At 66.3% G+C, this 14,503-nt stretch carries 12 protein-coding genes; 2 read left to right on the top strand and 10 right to left on the bottom strand.

The window, feature by feature from the left end; translation table 11 throughout:
- Window positions 1-28 precede the first annotated feature (28 nt).
- From G6N53_RS18115 to eltD, 10 genes are read right to left on the bottom strand one after another with little or no spacing between them, the layout of a single operon-like run.
- Complete coding sequence (locus G6N53_RS18115; RefSeq protein ID WP_163890668.1) at window positions 29-1,462, bottom strand: MFS transporter; 1,434 nt, start codon at window positions 1,460-1,462, stop codon at window positions 29-31.
- Between the two features lie 39 nt (window positions 1,463-1,501).
- Window positions 1,502-3,661, bottom strand: a complete 2,160-nt coding sequence (uvrB, locus tag G6N53_RS18110) for an excinuclease ABC subunit UvrB (protein WP_163890666.1) — start codon at window positions 3,659-3,661, stop codon at window positions 1,502-1,504.
- A gap of 48 nt (window positions 3,662-3,709) precedes the next feature.
- Window positions 3,710-4,183 (bottom strand): ribose-5-phosphate isomerase, encoded by a 474-nt coding sequence (locus G6N53_RS18105; RefSeq protein ID WP_163890664.1) that lies wholly within the window; start codon window positions 4,181-4,183, stop codon window positions 3,710-3,712.
- A 5-nt stretch (window positions 4,184-4,188) separates the two neighbouring features.
- Window positions 4,189-5,946 (bottom strand): dihydroxyacetone kinase family protein, encoded by a 1,758-nt coding sequence (locus G6N53_RS18100; protein WP_163890662.1) that lies wholly within the window; start codon window positions 5,944-5,946, stop codon window positions 4,189-4,191.
- Entirely contained in the window at window positions 5,943-7,061 is a 1,119-nt protein-coding gene (locus G6N53_RS18095; RefSeq protein ID WP_163890660.1) for an ABC transporter ATP-binding protein, read from the bottom strand. Before G6N53_RS18095 ends, G6N53_RS18100 begins: the two co-directional genes overlap by 4 nt.
- Window positions 7,058-8,173: an ABC transporter ATP-binding protein gene (locus G6N53_RS18090; RefSeq protein WP_163890658.1), complete on the bottom strand. Its 1,116-nt coding sequence runs from the start codon at window positions 8,171-8,173 to the stop codon at window positions 7,058-7,060. Before G6N53_RS18090 ends, G6N53_RS18095 begins: the two co-directional genes overlap by 4 nt.
- Window positions 8,173-9,054 (bottom strand): carbohydrate ABC transporter permease, encoded by an 882-nt coding sequence (locus G6N53_RS18085; protein ID WP_163890656.1) that lies wholly within the window; start codon window positions 9,052-9,054, stop codon window positions 8,173-8,175. The genes G6N53_RS18090 and G6N53_RS18085 overlap by 1 nt, the downstream gene beginning before the upstream one ends.
- Before the next feature lie 3 nt (window positions 9,055-9,057).
- Window positions 9,058-10,014, bottom strand: coding sequence for a carbohydrate ABC transporter permease (locus G6N53_RS18080; RefSeq protein WP_163890653.1), 957 nt, complete (start codon window positions 10,012-10,014; stop codon window positions 9,058-9,060).
- A 14-nt stretch (window positions 10,015-10,028) separates the two neighbouring features.
- Window positions 10,029-11,456, bottom strand: a complete 1,428-nt coding sequence (locus tag G6N53_RS18075) for an extracellular solute-binding protein (protein ID WP_237166565.1) — start codon at window positions 11,454-11,456, stop codon at window positions 10,029-10,031.
- 14 nt (window positions 11,457-11,470) lie between these two features.
- Window positions 11,471-12,559, bottom strand: coding sequence for an erythritol/L-threitol dehyrogenase (eltD, locus tag G6N53_RS18070; protein ID WP_163890651.1), 1,089 nt, complete (start codon window positions 12,557-12,559; stop codon window positions 11,471-11,473).
- A gap of 115 nt (window positions 12,560-12,674) precedes the next feature.
- On the opposite strand from eltD, the gene G6N53_RS18065 reads away from it, so the two are divergent.
- Together G6N53_RS18065 and G6N53_RS18060 are read left to right on the top strand one after the other, a co-directional pair.
- Window positions 12,675-13,715, top strand: a complete 1,041-nt coding sequence (locus G6N53_RS18065; protein WP_163890649.1) for a sugar-binding transcriptional regulator — start codon at window positions 12,675-12,677, stop codon at window positions 13,713-13,715.
- Window positions 13,712-14,503 (top strand): SDR family NAD(P)-dependent oxidoreductase, encoded by a 792-nt coding sequence (locus G6N53_RS18060; RefSeq protein ID WP_163890647.1) that lies wholly within the window; start codon window positions 13,712-13,714, stop codon window positions 14,501-14,503. The genes G6N53_RS18065 and G6N53_RS18060 overlap by 4 nt, the downstream gene beginning before the upstream one ends.

Genomic DNA, 14,503 nt, shown 5'->3' with positions numbered 1-14,503 from the left:
GCCTCCCTGCCGAGATCTGGAAGCCACATCATGCCAGCGACCTCAGCGGCCCGGCGGTGGGCTCCGTAGATCGTCCACTCCGGGTCGACGCCACCACGGCCAGCGCCGCCAGCGCGGCGAAGGAGGCGAACAGCCAGCGGGCGGCGCCGGCGTCACCGGAGTCTGTGAGATTGACGACGACCCCGGCCAACGCGGCGCCGAACGCTGCGGAGATCACCTGCACGATGTTGATGGCCGCGGCGGCCGCCGGGCCCTCGGCGGGGTCGTCGACCTTGCTCATCGCCCACGCGGACAGATGCGGCCACGCGATCCCTATGCCGGCGCCGCTGACCACCAGACCGGCCGCCCACACCGCGACCAGGATCGGCGAGGCATTCTCACGCTGAGTCAATGCGCTGAGCATCAGACCGGTGGCCATCACCACCGGGGCGATCGCGACGGTGCGGACGATGACACGTTGCCGGCCGAGGGAGGCGCTGGTGATCTCGGCGAACGTCCAGCCGAGGGCCAGCCCGGCGCTGAGAAACCCCGCTGCAACCGGTGTCAGGTGCGCGAGCCTCTGACCGAACAACGGCACATACATGTCCACCATCGTGGCGGCCATCAGCACGCCCAACGTGAGGTAGATCCACTTCAACGGTCCCCTGCCGAACGTGCTGGGAGGCAGGACGGACACGGTCAGCCTGCGGTCGACCACCACGAACAATCCGACCAGTGCGAACCCCGCCACCACCAGCGTCGCCGTGGCTCGCGGGTCGTGCGGTATGCCCGCCACACTGACCAGCAGTGCGGCCGCGCCGAGCAGCAGCAGCGACCACACCGGGATCCTGATCCGCCCCGAAGCGGCCGCCCCCGCTGGGTCACGGCCGCTCGGCAGCGCGACCGGCACCAAGGCCGACATCGTCGTGGTCACCACCAGCAGAGCGCCGAACGCCCAACGCCACGAACCATATTGGGCGAACAGGCCCCCTGCCGCGGGGCCCACCAGCGTCCCGACACCCCACATCGCGGATACCAGAGCGGACGCCTTGGTCCACAGCGCACTCGGCAGTGCGGTGTTGATCACCGCGTATCCCAATCCGGCGAGCAAGCCCCCGGCCGCGCCCTGGACGGTCCTGCCGACGAGCAGCACCTCCATGCCCGGAGCGGCGGCGCAGACGAGGCTGCCTGCCCCGAACACGCTGAGGCTCAACAGATACGCCCACCGCGGGCCCAACCGCATCAGCACCGGATGCACCGTCGTCGCGGCCATCACCGAACCCACCAGATACACCGTCGTCACCCAGGCGTAGAACCGTGCACCACCGATGTCGGCGACAGCGCTGGGCATCAGGCTGATGGTGAGGAACTCGTTGGTCGCGTACAGCGCGACCCCGCCGGCCAGCACCGCGGAGGCGCCCAGATACCTCGGCCCCAGGAGCTCACGCCAGCTGCCGGCGGCTTCGGCCGCGGTGTCGGTCACGAACCAAACCGTAGGACCTCAACAGCAGTTGAGATCAAGTCACTTCAGGCCGGCGGCGTCCATCCCTCGGAGTTCCTTCTTCAGGTCGGCGATCTCGTCGCGGAAGCGCGCAGCGAGTTCGAACTGCAGATCGCGGGCCGCGGTGATCATCTGCTCGGTGAGATCCTTGATCAGATCGGCCAACTCGGCACGCGGCATGCTCGATGTGTCGCGGCCCTCGAAGACCCCCGCGCTGACCGCACGGCCGGGCGCACCTTGAGCACGCCTGCCCCGGGACGCGTTGCGGCCCGACCCGCCGACGTCGATGGTTTCAGTGTCATCGGCTTCGCGATACACCTGATCGAGGATGTCGGCGATCTTCTTGCGCAACGGTGTCGGGTCGAGGCCGTGCTCGACGTTGTACGCGATCTGCTTGGCACGGCGGCGGTCCGTCTCGTCGATAGCCTCCCGCATCGAGTCGGTGATCTTGTCGGCGTACATGTGGACCTCGCCGGACACGTTGCGCGCCGCCCTGCCGATCGTCTGGATCAGACTGCGTGCCGAACGAAGGAAGCCTTCCTTGTCGGCATCCAGGATCGAGACGAGCGACACCTCGGGCAGGTCGAGACCCTCGCGGAGCAGGTTGATGCCGACAAGCACGTCGTACTCCCCCAGCCGCAGTTGCCGCAACAGTTCGACGCGGCGCAGCGTGTCCACCTCGGAGTGCAGGTAACGCACCCGGATGCCCATCTCCAACAGATAATCCGTCAGGTCCTCGGCCATCTTCTTGGTCAACGTGGTCACCAGCACGCGTTCGTCGGCCGCGGTGCGCTTTCGGATCTCGCCGATCAGGTCGTCGATCTGCCCCTTGGTCGGTTTGACCACGATCTGCGGATCGACCAGTCCGGTGGGGCGAATGACCTGTTCGACGAACTCGCCGCCCGACTGGCTCATCTCGTAGGGACCCGGGGTGGCCGAGAGATAAACGGTCTGCCCGATCCGGTCGGCGAACTCTTCCCAGGTCAGCGGTCGGTTGTCGACCGCCGAAGGAAGCCGGAAGCCGAAGTCCACCAGGTTCCGTTTGCGCGACATGTCGCCCTCGTACATGCCGCCGATCTGCGGCACCGTGACGTGGGACTCATCGATGACCATCAGGAAGTCTTCGGGGAAGTAGTCGATCAAGGTCGCCGGAGCGGTGCCTGGACCGCGCCCGTCGATGTGCCGCGAGTAGTTCTCGATGCCCGAACAGAACCCGACCTGGCGCATCATCTCGACGTCGTAGTTGGTCCGCATCCGCAGCCGTTGCGCCTCGAGCAGTTTGCCCTGCCCCTCGAGTTCTGCCAGGCGTTCCTCCAGCTCCTTCTCGATCGACGAGATCGCCTGGGCCATCCGCTCGGGACCGGCGACGTAGTGGGTGGCCGGAAAGACCCGCAACGAGTCGACCTTGCGGACGACGTCACCGGTCAACGGATGCATGTAGTACAGCGCCTCGATCTCGTCGCCGAAGTACTCGATGCGCACCGCGAGTTCCTCGTAGGACGGGATGATCTCGACGGTGTCACCGCGTACCCGGAACGACCCCCGGGTGAACGCCATGTCGTTGCGGTTGTACTGCACGTCGACCAGCAGCCGCAGCAGCGAGTCGCGCGGCACCTCGTCCCCGACGTTGAGCTCCACCGACCGATCCAGGTAGGACTGCGGGGTGCCGAGGCCGTAGATGCACGACACCGACGCCACCACCACCACGTCACGCCGGGACAGCAGGCTCGACGTGGCCGAGTGCCGCAGCCGCTCGACGTCGTCGTTGATCGAGCTGTCCTTCTCGATGTAGGTGTCGGTCTGGGCGATGTACGCCTCAGGCTGGTAGTAGTCGTAGTAGGACACGAAGTACTCGACGGCATTGTGCGGCAACATGTCCCGTAGTTCATTCGCCAGCTGCGCGGCCAGCGTCTTGTTCGGTGCCATCACCAGCGTCGGACGCTGCAGCCGCTCGATGAGCCAAGCCGTGGTGGCCGATTTACCGGTGCCGGTGGCGCCGAGCAACACCACGTCGCGTTCGCCCGACTTCAGCCGACGCTCGAGATCGTCGATGGCGGCGGGCTGGTCTCCGGCAGGTTCGAACTCACTGACGACCTGGAACTTGCCGCCTGCACGCACAATGGCATCGACGGGGCGATGCTCCGAGTGCGCCAGCACCGGATGTTCAGTCGCGAAAGCCATACCACCAGGGTAGAACCTGGCACCGACATCTAACGGCCCGCCGGTCCGTCATCGGGCAGCCGCAGCCGATTCGTAGGCATCGATGGCGTCGACCTTGCCTGCCGACGCGCTCTGCGGGTCGAACTCGTAGCCGAGCCATTCGCGGGCGAGGCGGCGTGCCAGCTCCAGGCCGATCACCCGTTGCCCGAAGCACAGCACCTGGGCGTTGTTCGACAACACCGACCGCTCCACCGAGAAGCCGTCGTGTGCGGTGACCGCGCGGACACCGGGCACCTTGTTGGCGCTGATCGCGACCCCGAGACCGGTGCCGCACACCAGCAGGGCGCGGTCGGCCTTTCCCTCGGCGACCATCCGCGCCGCAGCTACCGCGACGTGGGGATACGCCGTGTTGTCCTCCGAGCCGACCCCGACATCGGCGACGTCGACGACCCGCTCGTCGGCGAGCAGGTCACCTTTGAGCGCTTCCTTGTATTCGTACCCGGCGTCGTCAGCTCCGACGACGATCCGCAGGCCGGACGGCATGGCGATCACTTTCCCTTCGCGGTCGATGTCGTCGATGTGAATGTCTGTGCGACCGTGCGCAGGCACATCGCCAGCGAGGTCGCGCCGGCATCCGGTGTGCCGACGCTGCGCTCGGCCAGCGGTCGCGCCCGTCCCACCTTGGGTCGCAGGTCGGCGGTCGCCCGTGCCGCCTCTGCGGCGACGTCCGTCGCGGCCTGCCATGCGTCCTGCCACTGTTCCCCCGCGGCCACCCGCCGCTGCAGGTCCTCGACGAAGGGCAGACACGCATCGAGCATCGTCTTGTCTCCCGGAGCGGCCCCGCCGAGTTCGACCAGCGCGTCGTAACCGTCGCGCATTCCCGCCGCCACGGCCGCGGAGCCGGGGCGGCCGATGTCACCCAGTCGGGTGCCGACCGCGGACAACAGCGCACCCCAGAGCACTCCTGACGTTCCGCCGGCCTTGGCCGCCCACTCCTTACCCGCGGCGACCAGGACGGAGCCCTGGCCCGCACCGGTCCCCGCCGCTCGCGCCGCAGCCTCCGCCGCCGCGGTCGAGCCCTTCACCATGCCCCTGCCGTGGTCGCCGTCACCGGCGACGGCGTCGATGCGACCCAGCTCGTCCTCGGCGTCGGCGAGCATCGCAGCCATCGCCTGCAGCGCACGCGCGACCAACCGACCGCCTCGGCGTCCGTCGTCGTCGGCCAACTCCGCGCGAGCCTGCGACGTCACGTCGGGGCGCAACTGGTCGGCCGTCCGCAGCTCAGCTGCGGCGTCCGCGCCGGTCTGCGTGGCAGCACCCTTGCGGTAGGCGGGCGTGTCGGCGGGTGAGGTCCAGTACCGCTCCAACTCGTCGTCGAGCCACATCACCGTCAGCGAGCACCCGGCCATGTCGAGGCTGGTGACCAGCTCACCGACCTCGGGCTCGACGATCTCGTAGCCGCGCTCACGCAGCAGCGTGGCGACCGTCCCCCACACGACGAACAGTTCTTCGTATTTGGTGCGGCCCAGGCCGTTCAGGATCGCCGCGATCCGCGTGGACTTCGACGTCGGCCGGTCGGCGAGTACCCCGTCGACCAGCTTCTGCGCCAGCGCGGCCGCGGACGGCATCGGCTCGTCGGCAACCCCGGGCTCGCCGTGAATGCCCAGACCGACGCCCATCATGCCCTGGGCAACGGTGAACAGCGGGTGGTCCGCCCCGGGCATCGTGCACCCGTCGAACGCGACCCCGAGCGTGCGCGTCGCGGCGTTCGCCGATTCTGCGACCCGGACGACTCCCGCAAGGTCGAGACCGTCCTCCGCCGCGGCGCTAGCACATTTGAACACGGTGAAATCGCCGGCGATACCGCGTCGTTTCGACTCCTCGCCTCGGGGAGCGCTGGCGATGTCGTCGGTCACCGCGAAGTAGTGGGCTTCGATCCCCTCGCTGCGCAGCTGCGTCACCGCGAGCCCGAAGTTCATCACGTCGCCGGCGTAGTTGCCGGTGGTGAGCAACACGCCGGCATCGCCGTGGGCTGCTCTGGCGACCGAAGCCGCCTCCTCCGCCGAGGGCGAGGTGAAGATGTTGCCGACGACCGCTCCGTCGGCGAAGCCGAAACCGACCGTGCCGCAGAACGCGGGATAGTGACCCGACCCGCCGCCGATGACGACGGCCACCTTGCCCGGCCGGGTGCGGTGGGCACGGACGACGCCTCCGGGCACCCCGGCGACATACCCTTCGTTGGCGTCCAGGAAGCCGGCCAGCATGTCCTCGGTGAAGCGGGCCGGATCGTTGTAGAGCTTGGTCATCGCAGCCGCTCTCCGGTGTCGGTGTCGAACAGATACACCCGCTCGGCCGACGCGGTCACCGTCACCTGCTGCTCGGGCTGATAGTCCTGCTCTGCGGGGGTCTGTACCACGACGCCCTCTTCTATCCCGGGCACCGTGCCGGTCGCCAACCCGAACTCCAGCAGATGCTCGAAGTACGCCACCGTCACGGCCACTCCGTCGCCACCGGCGTTTGCCGACAACGTGCAGTCCTGCGGTCGCACCCCTACCGTCACCCGGGTCCCGTCGGCCACACCGGTGACCGATGTCTCGAAAAGGCCGGCGGCGGAGCCGATCTCGACGCGCGCGCGGCCATCGTGGACCCGGACGGTGCCGGGCAGCACGTTGATCGCCGGCTCACCGACGAACCCGGCGACGAACAGATTCGCCGGATCGTCGAAAACCTCGTCCGGAGTGCCGAACTGCTGGACCACACCACCGTCCATGACGGCCAGCCGGTCGGCCAGCGACAGCGCTTCGACTTGGTCGTGGGTGACCACGATGGTGGTGTAGCCGAACTCGCGCTGGAGCACCTTGAGTTCGCGGCGTACCCGGTTGCGCGCCGAGGCATCCAGGTGGCTGAGCGGCTCGTCGAGCAACAACACCGGTGGGTTGCGGACCAGTGCTCGCGCCAGCGCGACCCGCTGTTTCTGGCCGCTCGACAGCGCCGCTGGGCGCAGGTTGAGCAGATCGTTCATCTCCAGCCGCTCGCAGATCGCCTCGACCATCTTCTCGGCGCCCCTGACCTTGCGGGCCTTCAAGCCGTACAGCAGATTGTCGCGGACCGACATCGGCGGATACAGCGCGTAGCTCTCGAAGCCGACCCCGATTCCGCGCTTGGCCGCGGGCAGCTGAGACACTTCCCGATCGCCGATCTTGATCGAACCGCTGGTGACGGTCTCCAGTCCGGCGATCATGCGCAGTGTGGTGGTCTTGCCGCAGCCCGACGGCCCCAGCAGGGCGATCAGCTCGCCCGGTTCGATCTCCAGGTTGATGCCCTTGACCGCCGTAACGCTGTCACGGCTTCGCGACGCGTACGTCTTGACCAGATCATGCAGGGTCAGGCGCTGGGCGGTCTTGTCGATGGTAACGCTCACTGCACTGCCTCCAAGGTCTGGTCACCGAGCCGGGGGGTGTCGCCGTCGCCCGGCGTGAACACGTGCACATCGGCTTCGGCGATGCGCATGGTCACGTCGTCGCCTTCGCCCACGCCGTGCCGGCCCGAGGTGAGCACGATGAGCTGCGCACCTGCGATGTCGACGGTCAATTCGATGTCGCGGCCGAGTCGTTCGGCGAGCAGAACCCGGCCGCGCAGTGATCCTTCCCTGCTGGTGACATGGATGTCGCTGGGACGCAGCCCGACTCGAACCTGGTCGCCCCTGGTGCACGGCACCCCTGCAGGCAGCGGGACGTCCAGCGAGCCATCGCCCAGGCGAATCCGGCCGTCGTCGACCACGCCATCGAGAAGGTTGATCTCGGGCTGACCGAGTGAACGCGCGACGAAGGTGTCGGCCGGTCGGCGCCAGATCTCGTCGGGTGCGCCGATCTGCATCAACCGGCCTTCCCGCATAACAGCGATGCGGTCACCCAGCGCCAGTGCTTCCTGATAGTCGTGAGTCACGTAGACGGTGGTGGTGTTCGACATCGCACCGAGTTGTTTGAGTTCGGCGCGCATCGCTGCGCGCAGCTTGGCATCGAGGTGACTCAACGGCTCATCGAGGAGGTACACATCGGCCGGGCGTACCAGGACCCGGCCCAGCGCCACCCGCTGACGCTGTCCGTTGGACAATTCCCGCGGGAGCCGGTTCTTCAGTGCGTTGATACCGAGGGTGGTGGTGACCTGATCGATGCGTTCGGCCTGTGCGGCAGCCGAGTACTTCCCGCTGCGACCGGATTTCAGCGGAGATGCGAGGTTCTCGGCGACCGTCTTCTGCGGGTAGAGCGCATAGCTCTCGAACGCCATCGCGACGTTGCGGTGGTAGGGCTCCACCCCCGTCATGTCGACGCCACCGATCGACACCGCGCCAGAGTCGATGTCGACCAAACCGGCGATGGATTTCAACGTGGTGGTCTTGCCGGCACCGCTGGGGCCCAGGATGACGAAGAACTCGCCGTCGGCGATCTCCAGTGAGAGGTCGTCTACCGCCGTCACCCCCTTCGACGCCGGGCCATAGGTCTTGGTGACGTTGGAAATCGTTACTGTGGCCATCAGGCCTTCACCGCCCCGAATGACAGGCCCCGCACCAGGTACCGCTGGATGGTCAGTGCGAGGACGAGTGGTGGCAGCGCCGCGATCAGCGCCGCGGCGGCCGTGAGGTTGTAATACGCCTGCCCGCCGCCGCCGAGGAACTTGGTGATGGCGACGGTCACCGTGCCGGCGTTGCTGTCGGCCAGGATGAGCGGGAAGACGTAGTTGTTCCAGGCGAAGATGAACGCCAGCAACGCCGCAGCGGCGATGCCCGGCCGCACGATCGGCAGCGCAACCATCAAGAACGCCCGACGGCGGGTGTAGCCGTCGAGCAGCGCCGCCTGCTCGAGGTCCTCCGGCAGATCCTGGAAGTAGGACCGCAGGATCCACACCACCAGCGGCATGGTGACCAGCTGCAGCACCCAGATCATCCCGACCTTGGTGTCGAACAGCCCGATCTGGTTGTAGATCACGAACAGCGGCACGATGACCATGAGTTCGGGCGCGAAGCGGAACGACAGGATGGTGAACATCAGGTCGTTGGAACCCTTGTACTGCCAGCGACCCGCCGCGTAGGCGGCCGGGATGCCGATGATCAGCGATACCAGCACCGCACCACCACAATTGAGCAGGCTGGTCAGTAGCGAGGCCTTGAAATCGACGCTCGTCATCTGGGTGCCCCGCTCGGAGAGCACGGTGGCGAAGTTGGACCACGTGGGGCTGAACGAGAAATAGGTGGTGGTCTGCTGCTCCGCGTTCTTCAGGGCCAGCATCAGCATCCAGAAGATCGGGAACAGCGAGAAGAGGAACCAGAACACCAGGCCGACGTCGGCGGCGACCGCGCCGATGGACCACCGCTTCTGCCCGGGCTGGAGCTCGGGGCGGGACAGCTTCATTGCCATGATCTACGACTCCGCTCCGGCAGCGCGGCGCTGCGCTTTTCCGAGCACGCTCACCAGGTAGCGCGCCGTGATGAACACGATGACCCACAGCAGCAGCATGTACGTGCTGCCGCGCGAGTAGTCCAGGTTGATGATCGAGTCCTCGAAAGCGCCGATCTGCAACGTCCGGGTGGCCACCCCCGGCCCGCCGGCGGTCAGCACATAGATGTGGTCGAAGACCTTGAGGTTGTCCATGAACCGGAAGATGACGGCGACGAGGATGTAGGGCCACAGCATCGGCAGCATCAGCTTGCGGAACATATAAAACCACCCAGCACCATCGACTTCCGACGCCTCGAACGGCTCACGGGGCAACGATCGCATCCCGGCGAGCACCAGGATCGCGACGAACGGCGTGAAGATCCAGATGTCGACCAGGATGACCGAGAACAGTGCGTTGCTCGCGGACAACCAGTCGAATGTGTTGCCCAGTCCCAGTACATGATTGAGCACGCCGAATTGCGGGTTGAACATCAGCTTCCAGATCACGCCCGCGATGACCGGTGCGATCATCAGCGGCAGGATGAGCACCTTCTCGAAGATCTTGCCGATGATCGAGGACCGGTTGAGCAGCAGGGCCAGGCCGACGCCCAGCACCGTTTCGATGAACGTCGCCGCCACGGCGAAGGTGGTGGTGACTTGAACGCTCTTCCAGAACACCTGGTCGCCCAGGACTGAAGCGAAGTTGTCGAACCAGACCAGATGCGGATCCGGGTTGACTGCCGCGTAGTTCAGAAAGGCGTAGTACGCACCGACCGCGAACGGATACAGGATGCCGATCACGATCACGACCGCGGGCACCGACAGTAGGTAGGGCCGGAGCTTGCGCCGCCAGGTCGGAACCTGGGGCAGCTCGGCCGGGCGGGCGGGGGGCGGTCGGTCGGAAGACGCCGACGGGGCCTTGGAAGTCTGAGTTGTCATGAGTTCCTCGGCTCCTAGAGATTGACCTTGGACGTGTTGGTTTTGGCGAGGCTGCGCAGCCGCGTAGCCGCATCATCGCCGCCGTAGATGTCCTGCAGCGCCACCGCCCAGTTCTGAGTGGTGTCGAAGAACTTCTTCTGCGGGGTGAACTGGATCTTCGACTCGGCGATGACGGTCTCGAAAGCCTCCAGGTAGCCGAACTGGTCGGCGGCGACACGTTTGAACGTGGTGTCGAACACCGACTGCCGGACCGGGTCGGCGTACGTGCCGCCCTCGACGGCTTTGTTCATCGACTCCTTGCCGGTCGCCCACTGGATGAACAACCACGCCGGCAGCTTGTTGCGGGAGTTGGCGCTCATCGCCCAACTCCACGTCCACAAGTTTGTCTTGTAGTTGCCGTCAGGTCCGGCTGGTCCGGCATACCAAGCCAGATTGCCGGCCTCTTTGCTCGCACCCGGCTTGTTCTTCGGGTATGTGGCGCTGTCGGCGTCGAACACCATCATCGCGGTGCCGTCGCCGAGATCGCCGGTGGCATTGGGATAGTCGTAGGTCGTCCAAGACGTGGGCCCTGCCTGGTGTTGCATCTCGATCCACTTCTTGGTGAACTCGATCGCCTTGTCGCTGTCCATCTCGGCCACCAGTTCGGAGCCGTTCCAGGTGTAGTCGACCGCGCCCTCGCGGGTGTACTGCGTCATGAAGCCGGGGTGGATCGTGGCCCACGATTTCGACCCGCGGGTGGAGATGCCGTAGCGGTTGGCCGAACGGTCGGTCAGATCGACGGCCAACTGGATGAAGTCGTCGAGATTGTCCGGCAGCCTGGTGATGCCCCGCTCGTCGAAAACCCGTTTGTTGTAGGCCACCACGTTGTTCTCGAAGCCCCACGGGATGGCCCATTGACCGCCCGTGCCCAGCGGCTCACCCAGCGTGAAATCCCACCGGGTGGATGTGCGCAACCCTTCGAAGATGTCCTCGAAGTCGTACTCCGCGCTGGTCGCTGCGCTGTTGCGCAGCCAGGGGTCGAGATCCTCGATCCACCCCGGTGGCCCGTATTGCCAGATGAAGTACGCGCCGAGCATGAATGCGTCGTGTTTGCCGGACCCTCCGGCCAACTCGGTGTTGAGCTTGGTGAAGTAATCGGCCTCGGGAACCAGATCGATGTTGACATTGATGCCGGTGAGCTCGGTGAACTCTTCGAGCAGCGGCTGGTACGAGAGCTGGTAGGGGTGGGGCGTCTGCAGGATGTTGATCGTAGATCCCTCGGCCTTGCGCCAGTCGAAGCTTCCGGTGACGGCGTTGGCGCCGTTGGGTGCGCTCTTGCCGCCGCCGACACCGCACGAGCTCAACACCGGAACGCTGGCCGCCGCGGCACCGGCGACACCCATCGCGGTGAGCATTTTCCTTCGCGAGAACTGCTGCCCGCGTGCTGCATTCGAGAATTTCATCTGCTGCCCTTCGTTCACGCGGGGATCAGTGAGACCTTGACCGATTCTTTGCCGCTGGCCACCAGGTCCAGCCCCTTCTGAAAATCGGCGAGCGGAAGTTGGTGGGTGCAGATCTGGTCCATCGGCAGCACACCCGATTCGATCATTTTGATCGCAGCCGGCCAGCAGTACGGACCCAGGTGCGCGCCCAGCACGTCGAGTTCCTTGTCGTCGCTGATGATGCTCCAGTCCACCGTGACATCGCTTCCGAAAACGCCGTACTCGACGTAGCGGCCCAGCTTGCGTAACAGGTTGAGTCCCTGCGGAACGGCGGACGGATGGCCGGTCCCCTCCAGGTACACGTCGGCGCCGTATCCGCCGGTGAGGTCCTTGACGATCGTGAGCGCGTCCTGCTCGGCGATGTTGATGGTGATGTCTGCACCGCACCCCTTGGCCAGCTCGAGCTTGTCAGGCGCCAGGTCCAGCGCGATGACGTGCATGGGGTTCTTGGCGCGGGCACCGGCCACCATGCCCAGCCCGATCGGACCGCATCCGGCCACCACAACGGTGTCCTCGAAGGTGATCTGTGCGCGCTCCACCGCGTGCAATGAACATGACAGCGGCTCGGCGAATGCGGCGTGCTGTGGGGCTACATCGCCGGATACTTTGTGTACCAGCGCTTCTGCTGGATAGACCATGTAGCTGGCCATTGCGCCCGGAGTGCGGCGCTTGAATCCGTACAGGTCGTGCGGCTGGCACATGTGGTATTGACCGCGCTTGCAGAACCGGCACTCCCAGCAAGGAACGATCTGCTCAGAGACCACTCGGTCACCGACGGTGATCCCCCAGCGGGCGGCTGCCTCGTCGTCGAGATCGACGACTCTGCCGACGAATTCGTGGCCCGGGATGACCATCGTCTCGGCCCACGCCGGCCGATTTTCGTCGCCCCAGAACTTCGCGGCCCCGTGATAGCACTTCAGGTCGCTTGCGCAGATTCCGACCGCCTCGACTCTGATCAGGGCCTCACCGGGGCCCCGCCGGGGCACGGCCACTTCCTCGAGTCGATAGTCGTGCGGCCCATGACAGACGACAGCCTGCATTTTCTCCGGAATACGGGCGCTCATGCGCATACCTCCATGTGTGGTCGCTGTCACAGTATCGAAGCCTATGCACAATTGTCCAGAACGAATGTGCAACTGGATTCTTTCCAGAACAGATGTTCAATGCCATACTCTCTGCATGCCCCGGTCGGCCGAGCCCACCCCCACCGCAGCTACCGCTGACGGTGTCGCCGCGGCCGACCCGGAGGGCAGCCACTTTCCACCGCCGTTGCTGTACGCGGCTTCTCGGCTGTACTACGAGGACGACGCCACCCAGGCCGAGGTCGCCGAGCAGTTGGGGACCAGTCGGGCCACGGTGAGTCGGCTGTTGGCTGAGGCCAAGCGGCAGGGCATCGTGCGCATCGAGGTGGTGCCCCCCACCGAGGCCCGCCCCACCGAGTTGGCGGATCGGCTTGCGCGCGCGCTCAACCTTCACACGGTCTACCTGTCGGCGCCGTTGCCGGTGCCCGGGCCGGGCCGCACCGTGATCGATGTGATGGGGCGGGCGCTGGCTCCCGTGACCGGGCGCGCGCTCAGCGAAGCCGGCCTGCTGCCAGGCGATGTGCTGTTGGTGTCCTCCGGCCGGACCGTCTACGAGCTCGCCCAACACGAGCTGACCCCGCTGCCGGGAGTGGTGGTGGCGCCGACCGTGGGCGGCAACGATCAGCCCTACGAGTGGTACCAGACCAACGAGATCACCCGACTCGTCGCCAACCGCGTCGGCGGTCGGGCGAACTATCTGTTCGCTCCCGCGCTCCCTGGACCCGGGCTCTACCGGTCGCTGTTCGAAGACCCGAGCATCCAACGGGTGGTGCACCAATGGCCGCATGCCCGGTGTGCGCTCATGGGAGTCGGCGCTCCGCCCCTGACCCGCTCTGACATCCCTCAGTTCGTGCCGACGGGTTCCACGTCGCTGCGGGCCGCGGTGGGCGACGTCTGTTCACGCTTTTACGACCGTGACGGGGAGCCCGTCCCCTTCGATGGCGCGGAGCGCCTGATCGCGGTCGAGCTCGACATGCTGCGACACATACCGGTGACGATCGCCGTCGCGGTCGGCCGGGAGAAGATCAGCTCCATCACCGCCGGCGCCCGCGGCGGGTACTTCAACAGGCTGGTGACCGATCCCGCCACCGCGGAAGCACTGCTCACCGAGATCGATTCGGCCAAGGAGGTTTCGTGACCAACGCCGTCGCAACCAGATACGCCGGCGCACAACGACTGGACGGCAAGCGCGCGCTGATCACCGGCGCCACGAAGGGCATCGGCGCCGACATCGCGCACGCGTTCGCATCCGCCGGTGCCCGTCTGGTGCTCAGTGGCCGGGATGAAGGCGAGCTGGCGCGCGCGGGGGACGCGTTGCGTGACGAGTTCGGTACTGAAGTGCGTTCAGCTGCAGTCGATCTGGCCGATCCCGATGGCGCCTCCATCCTTGCTGGGATGGCTCGCGCGGCGTTCGATGGTCTCGATATCCTGGTCAACAACGCCGGCGTTTCCCACCCCGAACCGGCGGTCGAAACCCACCCGGAGTTGTTCGACGCCACGATCGCGGTCAACCTCCGCGCGCCGGCACTGCTGGCGGCACAGGTCGGCGCGCAGATGGTCGCCCAGGGTACCGGCGGCGCAATCGTCACCGTGGCGTCGGCGGCAGCGCTGGCACCGCTGCCGGACCACTACGCGTACTGCGCGTCGAAGGCGGGCCTGGTGATGGCGACCAAAGTCCTGGCCCGCGAGCTCGGCCCGCACGGCGTCCGCGCCAACTCGGTGTGTCCGACCGTGGTATTGACCGAGATGGGCCAGCGCGTGTGGGGTGACCCCATCAAGTCAGCTCCGATGATTAATCGAATACCGTTGGGCCGCTTCGCCGTTCCGCATGAAGTGTCCGACGCGGTGGTCTTTCTGGCTTCGGAGGCGGCCAGCATGATCAATGGCGTGGAGATCGCCATCGACGGCGGCTACACGATGGGCTGA

This window comes from Mycolicibacterium hippocampi, assembly GCF_010723735.1.
Taxonomy (GTDB): domain Bacteria; phylum Actinomycetota; class Actinomycetes; order Mycobacteriales; family Mycobacteriaceae; genus Mycobacterium; species Mycobacterium hippocampi.
Note: the sequence above shows the minus strand (reverse complement) of the source record. Positions and strands in the feature narration are given on the sequence as shown.